Origin of the sequence: Faecalicatena orotica, from assembly GCF_003149245.1 — a bacterium.
GTDB lineage: Bacteria > Bacillota > Clostridia > Lachnospirales > Lachnospiraceae > Faecalicatena_A > Faecalicatena_A orotica.
In genome coordinates, this window is record NZ_QGDL01000015.1 from 41,466 (window position 1) to 58,801 (window position 17,336).

The 17,336-nt window shown below is 46.8% G+C and carries 13 protein-coding genes; 10 read left to right on the plus strand and 3 right to left on the minus strand.

Features of this window, described 5'->3' with window-relative positions:
• Positions 1-85 precede the first annotated feature (85 nt).
• The 7 genes from holA (at position 86) to dnaJ (ending at position 9,449) form a co-directional block, all read left to right on the plus strand.
• A complete protein-coding gene (gene holA / locus A8806_RS20850; protein WP_109733106.1) occupies positions 86-1,072 on the plus strand; it encodes a DNA polymerase III subunit delta in 987 nt (328 codons plus the stop codon).
• A gap of 22 nt (positions 1,073-1,094) precedes the next feature.
• On the plus strand, positions 1,095-2,909 hold the full coding sequence (gene lepA / locus A8806_RS20855; protein WP_109733107.1) for a translation elongation factor 4: 1,815 nt from the start codon (positions 1,095-1,097) through the stop codon (positions 2,907-2,909).
• Positions 2,910-2,911: 2 nt separating this feature from the next.
• A complete protein-coding gene (gene hemW, locus A8806_RS20860; protein ID WP_109733211.1) occupies positions 2,912-4,111 on the plus strand; it encodes a radical SAM family heme chaperone HemW in 1,200 nt (399 codons plus the stop codon).
• A gap of 331 nt (positions 4,112-4,442) precedes the next feature.
• Complete coding sequence (gene hrcA, locus A8806_RS20865) at positions 4,443-5,492, plus strand: heat-inducible transcriptional repressor HrcA (protein WP_109733108.1); 1,050 nt, start codon at positions 4,443-4,445, stop codon at positions 5,490-5,492.
• Between the two features lie 27 nt (positions 5,493-5,519).
• On the plus strand, positions 5,520-6,227 hold the full coding sequence (gene grpE, locus A8806_RS20870) for a nucleotide exchange factor GrpE (protein WP_109733212.1): 708 nt from the start codon (positions 5,520-5,522) through the stop codon (positions 6,225-6,227).
• 29 nt (positions 6,228-6,256) lie between these two features.
• Positions 6,257-8,125 carry a molecular chaperone DnaK gene (gene dnaK / locus A8806_RS20875; RefSeq protein WP_109733109.1) on the plus strand — a complete coding sequence of 623 codons (1,869 nt, stop codon included), beginning with the start codon at positions 6,257-6,259 and terminating at the stop codon, positions 8,123-8,125.
• Positions 8,126-8,255: 130 nt separating this feature from the next.
• The gene (gene dnaJ, locus A8806_RS20880) at positions 8,256-9,449 is read left to right on the plus strand and encodes a molecular chaperone DnaJ (RefSeq protein WP_109733110.1); all 1,194 of its coding nucleotides are present in this window, start codon (positions 8,256-8,258) and stop codon (positions 9,447-9,449) included.
• A gap of 306 nt (positions 9,450-9,755) precedes the next feature.
• Here the strand turns inward: dnaJ and glgX are convergent, their stop codons facing one another.
• From glgX to A8806_RS20895, 3 genes are read right to left on the minus strand one after another with little or no spacing between them, the layout of a single operon-like run.
• Positions 9,756-11,861, minus strand: a complete 2,106-nt coding sequence (gene glgX / locus A8806_RS20885; RefSeq protein ID WP_109733111.1) for a glycogen debranching protein GlgX — start codon at positions 11,859-11,861, stop codon at positions 9,756-9,758.
• 39 nt (positions 11,862-11,900) lie between these two features.
• A complete protein-coding gene (locus A8806_RS20890; protein ID WP_109733112.1) occupies positions 11,901-12,524 on the minus strand; it encodes a response regulator in 624 nt (207 codons plus the stop codon).
• On the minus strand, positions 12,524-13,594 hold the full coding sequence (locus A8806_RS20895; RefSeq protein WP_109733113.1) for a sensor histidine kinase: 1,071 nt from the start codon (positions 13,592-13,594) through the stop codon (positions 12,524-12,526). The genes A8806_RS20890 and A8806_RS20895 overlap by 1 nt, the downstream gene beginning before the upstream one ends.
• A gap of 344 nt (positions 13,595-13,938) precedes the next feature.
• Between A8806_RS20895 and A8806_RS20900 the strand changes: the two genes are divergently transcribed.
• Genes A8806_RS20900 through A8806_RS20910 form a run of 3 tightly spaced genes read left to right on the plus strand, consistent with a single transcriptional unit; the run spans position 13,939 to position 17,147 of the window.
• Complete coding sequence (locus A8806_RS20900; protein WP_109733114.1) at positions 13,939-14,868, plus strand: ABC transporter ATP-binding protein; 930 nt, start codon at positions 13,939-13,941, stop codon at positions 14,866-14,868.
• A gap of 10 nt (positions 14,869-14,878) precedes the next feature.
• Positions 14,879-16,009, plus strand: coding sequence for an ABC transporter permease (locus A8806_RS20905; protein ID WP_109733115.1), 1,131 nt, complete (start codon positions 14,879-14,881; stop codon positions 16,007-16,009).
• Positions 15,996-17,147, plus strand: a complete 1,152-nt coding sequence (locus tag A8806_RS20910) for an ABC transporter permease (protein WP_109733116.1) — start codon at positions 15,996-15,998, stop codon at positions 17,145-17,147. The genes A8806_RS20905 and A8806_RS20910 overlap by 14 nt, the downstream gene beginning before the upstream one ends.
• Positions 17,148-17,336 lie beyond the last annotated feature (189 nt).

Sequence of the window (17,336 nt, forward strand, 5' to 3'; positions counted from 1 at the left end):
TTTTTTATGCAGGACACGATGAATTTCATTATCTGTAGTGAAATATTTTGCAAAATAGAGAACTTTCCTATATAATAGATACGTTATGAAGAGTTTGAATGAAGATTTAAAAACGGGACAATTTAAGCAGGTATATCTTCTCTACGGGGAAGAGAATTATCTGAAGAAGCAGTACAAAGACCGGTTTACGAAGGCGATGCTTCCGGACGGGGATACGATGAATTACGCTTACTATGAAGGGAAGGGCGTAGATGTCCGGGAGGTCATTGATCTGGCGGAGACTCTGCCTTTTTTTGCCGAGCGCCGTTTGATTGTATTCGAGAACACCGGTTTCTTTAAGAATGCGGGGGCGGACCTGGCGGATTATATCAAGGAGATGCCGGATACAACGTATTTCATTTTTATCGAAAATGAAGTGGACAAGCGGAGTAAGCTTTTTAAGGCTGTGAAGGCGAAAGGGCATATTGTGGAACTGCCGTTTCAGGATGAGGTGACGCTGAAAAAGTGGATACTCGGCCAGGTACGCAAGGAAAACAAGCAGATATCCGAATCTACAGTCACGTACCTCCTGAATAAGATCGGTACGGACATGGAGAACATACAGAAGGAACTGGAGAAACTGTTCTGTTATACACTGGAGAAAGACAGTATTGCGGCGGAGGATGTGGATGCAGTATGTGTCACACAGATATCCAACCACATCTTTGACATGGTCAATGCAGTTGCGGAGAAGAAGCAGGAACATGCGTTGGAGCTGTACTATGAACTTCTGGCCCTGAAGGAGCCGCCGATGCGGATTCTTTATCTGATGACAAGGCAGTACCGGATTCTCCATCAGGTCAGGGACCTTCTGAAAAAGGGGTACGGAAGGAAAGAAATCGCTTCCAAAGCAGGACTGCACCCGTTTGCCGCCGGAAAGTACATGGATCAGGCGAAGCACTTTGGCTCCAGTGAACTAAGGGCGATCATGGAGGACAGTGCGGACATCGAGGAACGGGTGAAGACAGGAAGACTGACGGATGTCATGGCGGTTGAATTATTCATTGTGAAGTATTCATCCGTATCTAAGTAATAGGATTGGAGGAAATGTAAAAGTGTCAGGAATAGATCAAAGTAAAATACGGAATTTTTGTATTATTGCCCATATAGACCACGGAAAATCAACTCTCGCAGACAGGATCATCGAGAAGACCGGGCTTTTGACGAGCAGGGAGATGCAGTCACAGGTGCTGGATAATATGGATCTGGAGAGAGAACGCGGAATTACAATCAAGGCACAGGCCGTAAGGACCGTGTATAAGGCAAAGGACGGGGAGGAGTATATCTTCAACCTGATTGACACCCCCGGGCATGTGGATTTTAACTATGAGGTGTCCCGAAGCCTTGCCGCATGTGACGGTGCGATCCTTGTTGTGGACGCGGCACAGGGAGTGGAGGCGCAGACATTAGCGAATGTATACCTTGCGCTCGACCATGATCTGGACGTGATGCCGGTTATCAATAAAATCGACCTGCCGAGCGCGGATGCGGGCAGGGTAAAGGAAGAGATCGAGGATGTGATCGGCATTGAGGCCGATGATGCCCCCTTAATTTCTGCAAAAACGGGATTGAATGTGGATGACGTACTGGAACAGATTGTAGAAAAGATTCCCGCCCCGGGAGGGGACCCTTCTGCACCTCTGCAGGCGCTGATTTTTGATTCTCTGTATGATTCCTATAAAGGTGTCATTGTCTTTTGCAGAATCAAGGAGGGGAGCGTTAAGAAGGGCACACCGCTTCTCATGATGGCGACAGGGGCTACGGCGGATGTCGTGGAAGTCGGATATTTCGGCGCCGGCCAGTTTATCCCATGCGAGGAGCTGAGTGCCGGAATGGTTGGTTATATTACGGCCAGCCTGAAAAACGTGAAAGATACCCGTGTGGGTGATACAGTGACAAACGCACAGCGCCCGTGTGCGGAACCGCTGCCCGGATATAAGAAGGTAAATCCGATGGTATACTGCGGCATGTACCCTGCTGACGGGGCAAAATATCCGGACCTGCGTGATGCTCTGGAAAAACTCCAGCTCAATGATGCGGCGCTTCAGTTCGAAGCAGAGACATCTGTAGCACTCGGATTCGGTTTCCGCTGCGGATTCTTAGGACTGCTCCACCTCGAGATCATTCAGGAGCGTTTGGAGCGGGAGTACAATCTGGACCTTGTCACGACGGCGCCGAGTGTTATCTATAAGGTGCACAAGACAAACGGGGATATCATTGAACTGACGAACCCGACGAATCTTCCGGACCCGGCAGAGATCGAGTTTATGGAGGAGCCGATCGTGAAGGCGGAGATCATGGTGACATCCGAATTTATCGGGGCTATCATGGACCTGTGTCAGGAGCGCCGCGGGGAGTATCAGGGTATGGAATATATCGAGGAGAACCGTGCCGTACTGAATTACCATCTGCCGCTCAACGAGATCATTTACGATTTCTTCGATGCACTGAAATCAAGGTCACGGGGATATGCATCCTTTGATTATGAGATGCTTGGATATGTACAGTCAGAACTTGTGAAGCTGGATATCCTTATTAATAAAGAAGAAGTGGATGCACTTTCCTTCATCGTACACAGCGGTACTGCATATGAGCGGGGAAGGAAGATGTGTGAGAAACTGAAAGAGGAGATCCCGCGCCAGCTATTTGAGATTCCGATTCAGGCAGCCGTCGGCAGTAAGATCATTGCACGCGAAACGGTGAAAGCGATGCGAAAGGATGTACTTGCGAAGTGCTACGGCGGTGATATTTCGCGTAAGAAAAAGCTTCTGGAAAAGCAGAAGGAAGGAAAGAAGCGTATGCGTCAGGTAGGTAACGTGGAGATTCCGCAGAAAGCCTTCATGAGCGTACTGAAGCTGGACGATAAATAATGATGGAAAAAGAACTGGAGCTTTATCTTCATATTCCGTTCTGTGTACAGAAATGTGCATACTGCGATTTCCTTTCCGCACCGTCGGATGAAGTGCAGCGCATAAGGTACATGGATGCACTGGTAAAGGAAATCGGCGGATATAGAAAAAAATATCATGATGATTACCGGGTAACGACGATCTTTATCGGCGGGGGGACCCCTTCCTTACTGGAGGAAAACCAGATCGCGGACCTCTTTCATGCCCTGCAGCAGACGTTTCAGATTGAGCAGGATGCAGAGATTACAATCGAGGCGAATCCGGGAACTGTAACGGAAGAAAAGCTTGCGGCCTGGAAGTCTTTGGGGATTAATCGTCTCAGTATCGGACTCCAGTCCGTAAATGATGCGGAGTTGAAACTGCTGGGAAGAATCCACACATATGAGGAATTTCTGGAGACATACAGGACCGCAAGGGCTCAGGGATTCGAGAATATTAATATTGACCTGATCTCGGCGGTTCCGGGACAGACAGTGGAAAGCTGGAGCCATACACTGACCAGCATCGCCGGGCTGGGGCCGGAGCATATATCCGCTTACAGCCTGATCATAGAAGAGGGCACCCCTTTCTATGATTATTACGGCGAATGCCGTAAAGATGGTTCCGGGACGGCCCGGGATTGTGCATCCGCGGATATGCCGGGCCTCCCGGATGAGGATACAGAAAGAAAGATATATGAAATGACAGCAGATCTGTTAGCCGGATATGGATACAAGAGATATGAAATCTCTAATTATGCAAAAGAAGGTTTTGCATGCCGCCATAATCTGGGGTACTGGGAAAGAAAGCAGTATCTCGGAATCGGTCTGGGGGCTTCCTCCCTGATCGGGCATCAGAGGTATCACAATACAGCGGATCTGGAAACATATATATATAAGGTACAGAAAAAAGAAGAGATAAGAGAAGATATAGAGGAGTTATCTCTTTCAGATGAGATTGAAGAACATATGTTTCTCGGCCTGCGTAAGACGGAAGGTATTTCCGTACAGGGGGTTCTGGAAACGTTCGGAAAAAGTATATTCGACATATATGGGAAAGAACTGGAAAAACTGAAAAGCGAGGGATTACTGGAAGTTACAGCCGATGCAGTAAGGCTGACAGAACGGGGGATTGACGTTAGCAACACTGTCTTTGTAGAATTTCTTGATCCAGTCACAGATTAGAGAGTGTTCTGCCGGCAGAAGTGCCGGCCGGATGCTCTTTTTATTTCATAGGACGTACGTCCTATGAAATAAAAAGCCCTCCGGGGGATGCGCCCTGCGGCGTATAAGGTGGATGTCGCAGAGCGAGCGCCGCAGGCGCGAGTTTCGCAAGCGAAACTCTACAGAAATGCCTATCATTTTATATAAAATATAAAAAGTATGAAAAATATATAAAGAGTGTTGACAAAAAGAAATCAGGGTGCTATCTTAATATACGTAAGGTGTTAGCACTCAAAACTAAAGAGTGCTAATAAGCAGAGAAAACAGTACTCTGCGGCGGAAAGGAGGGCCTATGGCAGGAATCACAGAACTGAGTGAGAGAAAGATGGTTATTTTAAAAGCGATCATTCAGAACTATCTGGAGACAGGAGAGCCGGTTGGTTCAAGAACTCTTTCCAAATACACGGACTTGAATTTAAGTTCAGCTACGATCCGTAACGAGATGGCAGATCTGGAGGATCTGGGATATATTTTCCAGCCCCACACGTCCGCAGGACGTATTCCTTCTGATAAAGGATACCGCTTTTATGTGGATATGCTGATGGAAGAGAAGGAGCAGGAGATTCTGGAGCTTCGCAATGTGATGCTGGAGAAGACGGATAAGGTAGATAAAGTTCTGAAGCAGGCGGCGAAGGTTCTGGCGGCGAATACTAACTATGCAACGATGGTATCCGCACCGGTTAACAGCCGGAATAAGCTGAAGTTCATCCAGCTTTCACAGGTGGATGAGGAACAGATTGTAGCTGTGATCGTGATGAACGGGAATGTCATCAAGAATAAGATCATCGAAGTCGGTGAAACCTTAAGTAATGAACATTTGTTTAAGCTGAATATGCTGCTGAACACGACATTGAATGGAATGTCTATAGAAGAGATCAACCTGGGGCTGATTGCAAAGCTGAAAGAGCAGGCAGGTATTCACAGCCAGGTCATCAGCGATGTTCTGGATGCGGTAGCGGAAGTCATACATGTGGACGAAGATATGGAGATCTACACGAGCGGGGCTACCAACATTTTTAAGTATCCGGAACTGAGTGATAAAGAGAGTGCACAGGAGATTATCAGTGCATTTGAAGAAAAGCAGCAGCTGGCGGAACTTGTTACAGAGACCCTTGCCAGTGAAGACAGTCATGGAATTCAGGTATACATCGGAGATGAAGCACCGGTGAAGACCATGAAGGACTGCAGTGTTGTGACAGCGACCTACGAATTGGGCGAGGGCATGAAGGGTACGATCGGTATCATCGGTCCAAAACGTATGGATTATGAACATGTCATGAAGACGCTGAAGACTCTGCAGAACGAGTTGGATGCAATTTATTACAAAGATCCAAAAGAATAGGAAGGTGAATAGCTGGTGGAAGAAAATATGAGCAAAGAAGATATGATAAAAGAAGCGGTGGAAGAGGCGAAAGCAAAGGCCGCGAAAGAGGCTGAGGAACAGGCAGCCCGGACGGACGAACAGTCTGAGGCCGAAGAACAGACAGAAGAGGCCGAAGAAATGGAAGACGCTTCAGAGGATGACGAAGCAGATGCATCAGAGGACGCAGAAGAACCTGCGGCTGAGGAAGAAGCAGCGGATGATGATAAAGAAAAATCCGGCAAAGAAAAGAAACTGTTTGGCAGAAAGAATAAGAAAGATAAAAAAGACGAGAAGATTGAAGAGCTGACTGACCGGCTCACTCGTCAGATGGCTGAGTTTGATAACTTCCGCAAACGTACAGAAAAGGAGAAATCCCAGATGTATGAGATAGGTGCGAAAGATATCATAGAAAAGATTCTTCCGGTCGTTGATAATTTTGAACGCGGCCTGGCAGCTGTGCCAGAGGAAGACAAGGCCAATCCTTTTGCGGAAGGAATGGAGAAGATTTATAAACAGCTGATGACTACACTGGAAGAGATTGGTGTAAAGCCGATCGAGGCGGTCGGAAATGAGTTCAACCCGGATTACCACAACGCTGTGATGCATGTTGAGGATGAAGAATTCGGAGAGAACACGGTGGCCGAAGAATTCCAGAAGGGCTACACATACCGTGAAAGTGTAGTGAGACATAGTATGGTAAAAGTTGCAAATTAATTTAATGAATAATTTAGGAGGATTTGATTATGGGCAAAATAATTGGTATTGACTTAGGTACAACAAACAGCTGTGTAGCTGTTATGGAAGGTGGACAGCCAACCGTTATCGCTAATACAGAAGGAGCAAGGACAACACCGTCAGTAGTGGCATTTACAAAGACGGGAGAACGTCTGGTAGGTGAGCCTGCAAAACGTCAGGCAGTTACAAATGCAGACAAGACAATCTCTTCTATTAAAAGAGAGATGGGTACAGATTATAAAGTAACGATTGATGACAAGAAGTATTCTCCGCAGGAGATTTCCGCTATGATCCTTCAGAAATTAAAAGCAGATGCAGAAGGATATCTGGGAGAGAAAGTAACAGAGGCAGTAATCACTGTTCCTGCATATTTCAACGATGCACAGCGTCAGGCTACAAAAGATGCAGGTAAGATTGCAGGTCTGGATGTAAAACGTATCATCAACGAGCCTACAGCAGCAGCTCTGGCATATGGTCTGGACAACGAAAAAGAGCAGAAGATCATGGTATATGACCTCGGAGGCGGTACATTCGACGTATCTATTATCGAGATCGGTGACGGAGTCATCGAAGTATTATCCACAGCCGGAAACAACAGACTCGGTGGAGATGACTTTGACCAGAAGATTACAGACTACATGCTTGCAGATTTCAAGGCAAAAGAGGGTGTTGACCTGTCAGGTGACAAGATGGCTCTCCAGAGACTGAAAGAAGCAGCTGAGAAAGCAAAGAAAGAGCTTTCATCCGCAACAACAACAAACATCAACCTTCCGTTCATTACAGCAACAGCTGAGGGACCGAAGCATTTCGATATGAACCTGACAAGAGCAAAATTTGATGAGTTAACTCATGATCTTGTTGAGAAGACAGCAGAACCTGTAAGACGTGCGCTTTCTGATGCAGGAATCGCAGCATCAGAACTCGGCCAGGTATTGTTGGTAGGTGGATCCACACGTATTCCGGCAGTTCAGGAAGAAGTAAAACGCCTGACAGGAAAAGAACCTAGTAAATCCCTTAACCCGGACGAATGTGTTGCACTCGGTGCTTCCGTTCAGGGCGGTAAGTTAGCAGGAGATGCCGGCGCAGGCGATATCCTTCTTCTGGACGTTACCCCACTGTCACTGTCTATTGAGACAATGGGCGGAGTTGCGACAAGACTGATTGAGAGAAATACAACCATCCCGACAAAGAAGAGCCAGATCTTCTCTACAGCAGCAGACAACCAGACAGCTGTAGACATCAATGTTGTACAGGGTGAGAGACAGTTTGCAAGGGACAACAAATCACTCGGCCAGTTCAGACTGGATGGAATTCCTCCGGCTCCACGCGGAATCCCGCAGATCGAAGTTACATTCGATATTGATGCAAACGGTATTGTTAATGTTTCTGCAAAAGACCTTGGAACAGGCAAAGAGCAGCACATCACGATTACAGCAGGTTCCAACATGTCTGACAGCGATATCGACAAGGCTGTAAAAGAAGCGGCTGAATTCGAAGCTCAGGATAAGAAGCGTAAAGAAGCAATTGATACAAGAAACGAAGCAGATGCTATGGTATTCCAGACAGAGAAGGCAATCAAAGAGGTTGGTGACAAGCTAGATGCAACAGATAAAGCTGCAGTGGAGGCAGACTGCCAGGCATTGAAAGATATCCTTGCAAAATCCAGTCCGGAAGACGCTACAGAGGCTCAGGTTGCAGAGATTAAGGCAGCGAAAGAGAAACTGATGGAAAGCGCCCAGAAGCTGTTCACAAAGATGTATGAGCAGGCTGGTGCGGCAGGAGCAGGCCCACAGCCGGGACCGGCACCCGAAGCAGGTCCGGCACCGGAAGGTTTCACAGGAGATGACGTAGTAGACGGAGATTATAAAGAAGTCTAAATGTCCGCTGGAATAGGCCTGTAACAGACAGGTTTATTCTTGAAAAAGGGTTCTACGAAGCTGCAAGAAGCGGCTTCGTAGAATTTCTTTGTACAAAATCATAATCAGACAGATGAAAGGGTAGAGTGTTATGGCAGAGTCAAAAAGAGATTATTACGAGGTGCTTGGCATAGGCAGGGATGCTGATGATGCAGCAATCAAAAAAGCATACCGTGTTTTAGCAAAAAAGTACCATCCGGACATGAATCCGGGAGATGCCGAAGCCGAGAAGAAGTTCAAAGAGGCATCTGAAGCGTATGCAGTGCTCAGCGACCCTGAAAAACGCCGCCAGTATGACCAGTTTGGACACGCAGCATTTGAAGGCGGGGCCGGCGGAGCTGGAGGCTTCGGTGGTTTTGACTTCAGCGGTGCTGATTTCAGCGATATATTTGGAGATATCTTCGGGGATTTATTCGGCGGAGGCGGAAGAAGAGGCGGCCGTGGAAATAATGGCCCGATGAAGGGTGCGAATATACGCAAAAGTATAAGAATCACATTTGAGGAAGCAGTTTTCGGATGTGAAAAAGAATTAGAGGTCATTTTAAAAGACCCATGTACAGCATGTAACGGAACAGGCGCAAAGCCGGGCACATCCCCGGAGACCTGTCCGAAGTGCGGAGGTAAGGGACAGGTAGTTTATACATCACAGTCCTTCTTCGGAACTGTACAGAATGTTCAGACTTGTCCGAACTGCGGTGGTTCAGGAAAAGTGATTAAAGAGAAATGTTCTTCCTGTTCAGGTACCGGATATACATCCAGCAAGAAAAGAATCCAGGTTTCCATTCCGGCAGGCATCGACAACGGACAGAGTGTCAGAATCCGTGAAAAAGGCGAGCCGGGAACAAACGGCGGCCCGAGGGGCGACCTGCTCGTGGAAGTAAACGTATCGAGGCACCCGATCTTCCAGAGACAGGATATGCATATCTTCTCAACCGTGCCGATCAGCTTTGCACAGGCGGCACTGGGCGGGGATGTAAAGATCCCGACTGTGGACGGAGATGTGATCTATACCGTAAAGGCAGGAACAAAAACAGATACAAAAGTGCGCCTGAAAGGAAAAGGTGTGCCTTCCCTGAGAAACGCCCAGGTACGTGGAGACCATTATGTAACACTGGTCATCCAGACACCGGAGAAGTTAAGCCCGGAAGCAAAAGAGGCACTGCGTGAATTCGACAGGCTGTCAGGAAATTCACTGAATCTTGACACAGGCGAGAGCAGCGGGAAATCCGGAAAAGGGAAGAAAAAAGGGTTTATGGATAAAATGAAAGAAGCATTCGATGAGTAGGAAGTGAATCCAGTCCACTCAACGAAGAAGTTCTAATAGAAAAAGAGATGCTCAGAAGGGCGCAGCAGGCATGCAGCGGAAAAATAGATATTTTTCCGCCTTAGGCCGGCTTGAAAATTGATTTTGGAAAATCAATTTTCATCCCTTCTGAGCATCTCTTTTTCAATAAGAACTTCTACTCGCTCGTTAAAAGGATTCTGAAACGACCTAGCCGTGAGCAGGCTGCATACTTTCCCCCGCCCCAGCTGTTTAGCTCAATCGGAAGTTGCACACCAGTTACTGGAGGATATTTTACCCCCTCCTCTTTTACTGTACCGTAAAGATGATGACGGAGCGGCCGCCGAGCAGTACGGTGTTTTTTATTTCGGGCATGTTTTCGTCCGGAAAGGTTAAGTGGGCAGGGTCGCCGGTGTTTACTGCGATGTGCCAGGATTTTCCGGCCGGGAGGCTGGGGAGTGTGAGTTCGAGTGTCCTCCAGTAAGGATTGACGGCAAGGTAAACGATGTCTTCTGTTTGTTTTTCCGGATCATATCCGGCATACATGATGCAGATGGTCCGTGACTCTGGTGTGTAGTCGGGGAGCCACGGGGTCAGGCCGTGAATGCTGGTGCATGGGAACCCGCCCGGGGCCGGCTTAAGGTCTTTGCGGATCACGGTGTGTTTTTGACGGAAGGCAATCATGTACCGGAAGAAATCAAAGAGGTCCCGGTTTGTTTCTAACAGGGTCCAGTCCAGCCAGGAGATTTCGTTGTCCTGGCAGTAAGGATTGTTATTGCCGAAGCGTGTATCCCCGAATTCATCTCCAGAGAGGAACATGGGGGTTCCACGGCTTGTCATGAGGACGGCACAGGCGTTCATCATCATACGCTTTCTTAGTTTCAGGACCTCGGGGTTGTCGGTTTCTCCTTCTACACCACAGTTCCAGCTGTTGTTGTCATTGGAGCCGTCCGTGTTGTTCCAGCCATTGGCTTCATTATGTTTTTCATTATAAGAATATAAATCATTGAGAGTAAAACCGTCGTGGCATGTCAGGAAATTGACGGAGGCGCTTAACCCCCTTGATGCCGGATCATACAGGTCAGGGGAACCTAAGATACGCTGGGCTGCGGTTTCGGCAAGGCCGGCGTCACCTTTTAAGAACCTTCTCATGTCGTCCCGGTATTTTCCGTTCCATTCTGCCCAGCGGCGCCAGGAGGGGAAAGAACCGACCTGATAGAGGCCCCCCGCATCCCATGCTTCCGCAATCAGTTTTACCGTGCCGAGGATCGGGTCAAATGCCAGACTTCTTAAAAGCGGCGGCTGGTTCATCGGGGAACCGTCCTCGTTTCTTCCGAGTATGGAGGCGAGGTCAAAACGAAACCCGTCCACGCGGTAATCGGTAACCCAGTAGCGCAGGCAGTCCAGAATGAGCTGCTGGACAACCGGGTGGTTGCAGTTCAGTGTGTTGCCGCAGCCGCTGAAATTGTAATAATATCCGTCGGGGGTGAGCATATAGTAAATATTATTATCAAATCCTTTGAAGCAAAAACTGGGGCCGTATTCATTTCCCTCGGCAGTGTGATTGAATACAACGTCTAGTATGACGTCAATGCCGTTGTCATGGAGGGCCTTGATCAGCTGCTTTAACTCACGGCCCTCCTGATTGTATTCAATAGAGGAGGCATAGCTGGTATTGGGGGCAAAGAAACAGACGGAGTTATACCCCCAGTAGTCCAGAAGCTGGTTGTTGTCGATCAGACGGGCATCTCTCATTTCATCGAATTCGAAGACGGGCATCAGTTCGACCGCATTGATCCCCAGATCCTTCAGATACGGAATCTTATCGCGTAGTCCCTGAAAGGTTCCCGGACAGCAGACATCGGAGGAGGAATCCCGTGTAAAACCACGCACATGGGCTTCATAGATGACGAGGTCCTCCATCGGAATCTGAGGCTGTTTTTCCAGCCCCCAGTCAAAATTATTTCTCACGACGCGGGCACGGTAGCCATGCTCACAGCAGTTCGTGACACCCCAGCGGCTCTGCCCTGTGACGGCCCTTGCATAAGGGTCAAGAAGAATCTTTGTCTTGTCAAAACGCAGTCCTTTTTTTTCGTCATATGGGCCGTCCAGACGGAAGGCGTACTCAAATTCTTCGATATCCAGACCAAACACGATCATAGAATAAACGAATCCGATCCTGTAGTTATCAGGAAACCTGAGGGCCGCAAAAGGTTCCTCTGCCATGCGGTGGAAGAGGAGCAGTTCGCAGGAAGAAGCGCCGTGGGACTGGATAGTGAAACTGACTCCGCCGGGGATGATAGTGGCCCCGAAGGAGTGGAAGAAGCCGGGGCGGACCTGAAAGCCGTCTATCGTATCCAGAGGCTTGAGCTGGTCATTAGGGACGAGGGTGATATCGGATGTATGTACAGCCATAATAGATTCTCTCCTTTTCGTTTGAGCGGTGTTGACGGGTTATGCTTTGTGCTGGTAATAGAATACGGCAACCTGGGTTCTGTCACGCAGTTCCAGTTTATCAAGTATGGAACTCAAATAGTTTCTGACTGTTCCTTCACTTAAATACAGGCGGGAAGCGATTTCTTTGTTACTCAGTCCTTCTGCGATCAGCTCAATGATCTCCAGTTCCCTGTCATGGATGTCAAAATCTTCGTAGTGAAAGGATGGCGTCTGCTGGAGCAGGGATGGGATTTTGGAGACAATTTCATTGCCGAATACCGTCTGGCCTGAGAAAATAGCGCGGATTGCAGGGACGATATTCTGATAATCCTGTTTCAGAAGGTAGCCCTTTGCTCCCAGTTTTAATGACTTGATAATATATTCGTCATCAGAAAAGGTGGTAAGCAGGAGAATACGCGCATCCGGGAATTCTTTCAGTATCTCTGCCGAGGCATCCAGCCCGCTCATTTCTTTCATACGGATATCCATAAGCAGGACATCCGGCCTGTGCTCCCGGTACAGGGACACGGCGTCTGTCCCGTCATGCCCGCATGCAGGGACATGAAAATCCTTTTCTGCTTCCAGAATCGTCTTTAAGGCGCCTGCAACAAGGCAGTCATCATCTATTATTAATATATTCATTATGAAATCTCCTTTGGTATAGTAATAAATATTTTAAACCCTTTGTCATTTCTAATCTGTATATTGCCTTTCAGGGTATGAATCCGTTCTTTCATATTGATCAGGCCGATCCCCTCATCCGAAATGGGTCCGGCTGTCCCGTTATCTTCTATACAGAGCTGGTAGAGGGCCGGATGCTCCCGCATGGTTACATGGACCTGCGTGGCACTGCTGTGCTTCATGACATTGGAGAGGGCTTCTTTTGTTATGCTGATAAAACTAAACTTAATCTCTCTTGGAATATCTCTGCCCATATCAAATTCAAAGCTGACGGGACAAAACGTAAAATCATTTAAGAGACTTTGCGTGGCCTCTTCTAAGTTTATGGCCTCATCATGGAGGTCATGCACACTGCTGCGGATACTGTCCATTGCAGAATTCAAAGTAGAATCCAGTGTATTTAGAGGCTCTGATAGTCCCGGGGACGTATTCACTGCCTTCATGGCACCGACCATCAGAATGGAGCGGGAGAGCAGATGACCGACATTGTCGTGGATTTCCCGGGCAATCCGGTTGCGCTCCTTCAAGGTTGCCGTGTAAATCTCATAATCCTGTTTTTCCAGCAGTGTATGGTTTTTCTCCGTCAGGAGCAGGTTTAATTCACGGCTGTCATCACGAGTATGTTTGTATAAGTCTTCCAGCTGATTGTAACCTGTAGTCTGCCGCTCCAACAGAAAAGCAAGGAGGATGCCGAATGCACCGAGAAGGAATAGGAAATAATCCGTTGTATGAATGAGGAAAGTCCATACATAAAACACCGCCCCTGCGATAAGAGGTATATAGCACCTGCGGCGGAAAAGAACATAGGCCACGGCCGGGAAAAAATAGAGAAAGGCAGGGCAGAACCATGATATCAAAAGAAATACAAGGGAAATGGGGATGATGTATAAATTTAAATCCATGAAACAGTCCATGCAGCATATGATCAGGGCTGCTAATAAAGCCAGGACATAGTAAAAGTCCGGGCGGGTGTGAAATAGTGTAAAAAAGCAGTAAAGCAGGATTAGCACGGAATCTTTCATGTATTTCATCGCAGGCTCCCTTTTAGGTGATTTAAAGTTTCAGAAAAAAATAATCTACATCTATTTTACCATAAATACTAAACTCGTGAAATACCTCGTTAAGTATTTAGGTGTATGTCTTACTAAGCGTGAAAAAACCACGCTAAGTGCGAGCAATATACCATAAATACTAAACTCGTGAAATACCTCGTTGAGTATTTAGGTGTTTCCATATATTTTATGACATTTGTCATGTATATGCAGTGACGGATGACACTACCATATCTCACCCAAAACCATTATAGTATAGACATAGAATGAAAGGAAGGAATACGGTAATGTCTTAAACAGGCATGTATGAAGGAGGAAATGTTATGATAAAGATAGAAAATCTCGTAAAACGATATGGAAATCTGGTGGCGCTGGATCATTTGAATCTGGAAATAGAGGAAGGGGAAATTTTCGGGCTGCTTGGTCCGAACGGTTCGGGAAAAACGACGGCGATCAGCTGTATGCTGGCACTGCTGAAATATGACAAAGGAAAGGTCACGATTTTTGGTGAAGAGATGAAGCCTGACAGCTACAAGATCAAGCAGCAGATCGGAATCGTTCTTCAGAATGTGGCGGTTTTCGATGAGCTGACAGTCTATGAAAACATTGATTATTTTTGTGGGCTGTATGTGAAGGAGAAGGCGAAACGGAAAAAACTTGTAGAGGAAGCCGTCCAGTTTGTGGGACTGGAAGAATATATAAAGATGCGTCCGAAAAAGCTTTCAGGAGGCCTTTTAAGACGGCTGAACATTGCATGCGGAATCGCACACAGGCCGAGGCTGATTATTATGGATGAGCCGACAGTCGCGGTGGACCCGCAGAGCAGGAACCGGATTCTGGAAGGGATTAAGGAACTGAACAGGCAGGGCTCGACGATCATATACACATCCCATTATATGGAAGAGGTGGAACAAATTTGCACAAGGATTGCGATCATGGACCACGGCAGGAGCATAGCATCGGGGACGAAGGAAGAGCTCAAGAGTATGATCAAAACAGGTGAGACTGTAACAATAGAAGCCGTTGCAATAGAAGAGGCACAGATCAGGGAAATCAGACAGCTGCCTCATGTGTTTGATGTCCGGTACGATGAACAGGTATTGACTGTGAGATGTACGGGCGCAAAACATAACCTGATCCGCATTCTGAATTATCTGCAGGAGAACGCAGTTTCTTTCGGGAGAGTTTTTTCAGAACTGCCGACTTTAAACGATGTTTTTCTGGAAATCACAGGAACAGAACTGAGAGATTAGGAGGGAAGATATGCTGCATTTAATGAAATACGATGTGAAAGTAAAACTGCATAATTTTAATATGCTTTTCTGGCCGCTGGTTTTTCCTCTTGTTCTGGCAACGTTTTTTTACTTTGCCTTTGGGCGCATGGAAGAAGCAGATTTTGAAACAGTGCCAGTGGTTATTGTGGAAGAGGCAGACAGCGCAGAGGCGGATGCATTTACAGAGTTTCTGAAGAGCATCGAGGCGGACGATACAAAACTGATTACAGTAAAGAAAATGGATGAAAAAGAAGCACAAAAAGCATTGGAAGAAAAGAAAGCAGCCGGTATTTTTTACGCCGGTGATGAGCCGTCACTTACTGTCAGGGGAGTCGGTCTGGAGGAGAGTATTCTTCAGTCCCTGCTGGAAAGCTATGAGAATGGAAGGCAGACAATGGAAAATATTGCGGCAAGTCATCCAGAAGGCATCCAGAACGCTGTAAAACAGATGGAGAATTACGAGGAATTAGTTTCTCAGGTATCTCTGGGCGGCAGGACGACAAATGGCAATGCACAGTTTTTCTATGCATTGATAGCGATGGCATGTATGTATGGCTGTTTTATCGGTTTTGGATCTGCACTGACCCTGCAGGCAAACCTGACCGCTCTGGCGGCAAGAAGATGTGTAACACCGACCCATAAGCTGAAACTGATTCTCTCAGAGATGCTGACTTCTTTTGGGATTCACTTCATTAATGTAATAATACTGCTATTGTACCTGAAGTTTGTACTGAAACTGGAATTTGACGGGCAGATGCCGCAGATGCTGCTTGTGTCTTTTGTCGGCTGCATGATCGGGGTATCAATGGGAATCTTTATCAGCAGTTCCAGTAAACGGGGAGAAGGAATCAAGATTGCCATATTGCTGGGGATTTCTATGGTATGCAGTTTCCTGGCAGGGCTGATGAATTCAGGGATGAAGGATGTAGTAGAAAGAAACTGCCCGATCATAAACCGGATCAACCCGGCCGCACTGATATCAGATGCCTTTTACTGCATTAATGTCTATGATGACCCGCTTCGGTTCAGACGCAGCCTGATGACACTGGTCATAATGTCTGCGGTACTGACAATTGGCTCATTCTTAGTGATCAGGAGGGAACGTTATGACAATATTTAAAGGATATATGAAAATCACAAAACAAAATGCAGCCATCATCATTCTCTATCTGGTGGTTTTCTTCGGAATCACTCTAATGATACAAAGTTCTGTCAAATCAACGATGAATGACAGCTATACAGCACATAGCGTAAAGCTAGCATTTGTGGATGAAGATGGCGGAGAAATGGCAAAAGGGCTTATGCAGTATCTTGAAAAGTACCATCAGGTAACATTGACAGAGAACAATAAAGAAGAATTACAGGAAAACATGTTCTATTCGAACATCGAATATATTGTAAAGATTCCTGCCGGATTCGAGGAAAAATGTCTGGACGGCGATGAAAAACTGTCTGTGACCAAAATTCCGGGTTCATACACAAGCTTCTATGTAGACCAGCAGATCAACAGCTTTCTGAATAACATGAAAACATACAACGCAGCAGGGTATACAGTTGGAGAGGCAGTCAAAGCAGTAAATGAGGCAAAGGAACCATCAGTAACAATGCTGGCCAGTAACGGAAACGCAGGAGAGGCACCGGTATACAGTTACTATTTTCAATACATCCCTTATCTCCTGCTGAGCATACTCTGCTATGTCCTTGGAAACATCCTGTCCGTTTTCCATAAGCCAGACATCCAGAAAAGAATGCAGGCAAGTGCGGTTTCCGCACGCAGACAAAATATGGAGGCACTATTGGCGGCATCTGTATTCGGCCTGGTATTGTGGGGAATCAGCATGGCCGGGAATCTAATCCTGTATGGAAAAGAATTCCTGCAAAGCAAAAACGTTCCATACTACATCATAAACTCCCTAATCATGCTGGTGGTGGCATTATCACTCGCATACATGGTCGGAATGATTACAAATAACACGAATGCACTGAACGGAATCGTTAATATACTCTCCCTTGGGATGGGCTTCCTCTGCGGCGTCTTCGTCCCATTGGAATTACTGGGGAAAGGCGTAAAAACAGTTGCACAGTTCCTGCCGGTCTACTGGTACGTAAAAGGCAACGACCTGCTGGCCGAATACGGAAGCATCACCGGAAATGTAAGGACAGAAATACTGCAGGCATTCGGAATACAACTCGTATTCGCAGCGGCAATCTTATGCATCGCAATGGTAATATCAAAAAGAAAGAGATTAGGGACGTAATATAGTTCAGGTTTACTACGTCCCAAATTAAGGTTTGTGGTGTACCAATTTGAAGTTTGCCCTGTACCTTTTTGGAATTTTATGCTAATATTTTTATACTAAGATGTTCTTTGCGTCAGCGGAGGGCATCTTTTCTAAGGTTAGGCCGGTGTGTGGATAGATGTTTTCCAGACAGGTGAAAAATATAAA

What these genes read in the sequence shown, in the direction of transcription:
- holA (WP_109733106.1), top strand. Translation starts at nt 86, where the DNA reads ATGAAGAGTTTGAATGAAGATTTAAAAACGGGACAATTTAAGCAGGTA.
- glgX (WP_109733111.1), bottom strand. Translation starts at nt 11,861, where the DNA reads ATGGCTGTACATACATCCGATATCACCCTCGTCCCTAATGACCAGCTC.
- dnaK (WP_109733109.1), top strand. Translation starts at nt 6,257, where the DNA reads ATGGGCAAAATAATTGGTATTGACTTAGGTACAACAAACAGCTGTGTA.
- A8806_RS20905 (WP_109733115.1), top strand. Translation starts at nt 14,879, where the DNA reads ATGCTGCATTTAATGAAATACGATGTGAAAGTAAAACTGCATAATTTT.
- A8806_RS20890 (WP_109733112.1), bottom strand. Translation starts at nt 12,524, where the DNA reads ATGAATATATTAATAATAGATGATGACTGCCTTGTTGCAGGCGCCTTA.
- A8806_RS20910 (WP_109733116.1), top strand. Translation starts at nt 15,996, where the DNA reads ATGACAATATTTAAAGGATATATGAAAATCACAAAACAAAATGCAGCC.
- A8806_RS20895 (WP_109733113.1), bottom strand. Translation starts at nt 13,594, where the DNA reads ATGAAATACATGAAAGATTCCGTGCTAATCCTGCTTTACTGCTTTTTT.
- grpE (WP_109733212.1), top strand. Translation starts at nt 5,520, where the DNA reads ATGAGCAAAGAAGATATGATAAAAGAAGCGGTGGAAGAGGCGAAAGCA.
- hrcA (WP_109733108.1), top strand. Translation starts at nt 4,443, where the DNA reads ATGGCAGGAATCACAGAACTGAGTGAGAGAAAGATGGTTATTTTAAAA.
- hemW (WP_109733211.1), top strand. Translation starts at nt 2,912, where the DNA reads ATGGAAAAAGAACTGGAGCTTTATCTTCATATTCCGTTCTGTGTACAG.
- A8806_RS20900 (WP_109733114.1), top strand. Translation starts at nt 13,939, where the DNA reads ATGATAAAGATAGAAAATCTCGTAAAACGATATGGAAATCTGGTGGCG.
- dnaJ (WP_109733110.1), top strand. Translation starts at nt 8,256, where the DNA reads ATGGCAGAGTCAAAAAGAGATTATTACGAGGTGCTTGGCATAGGCAGG.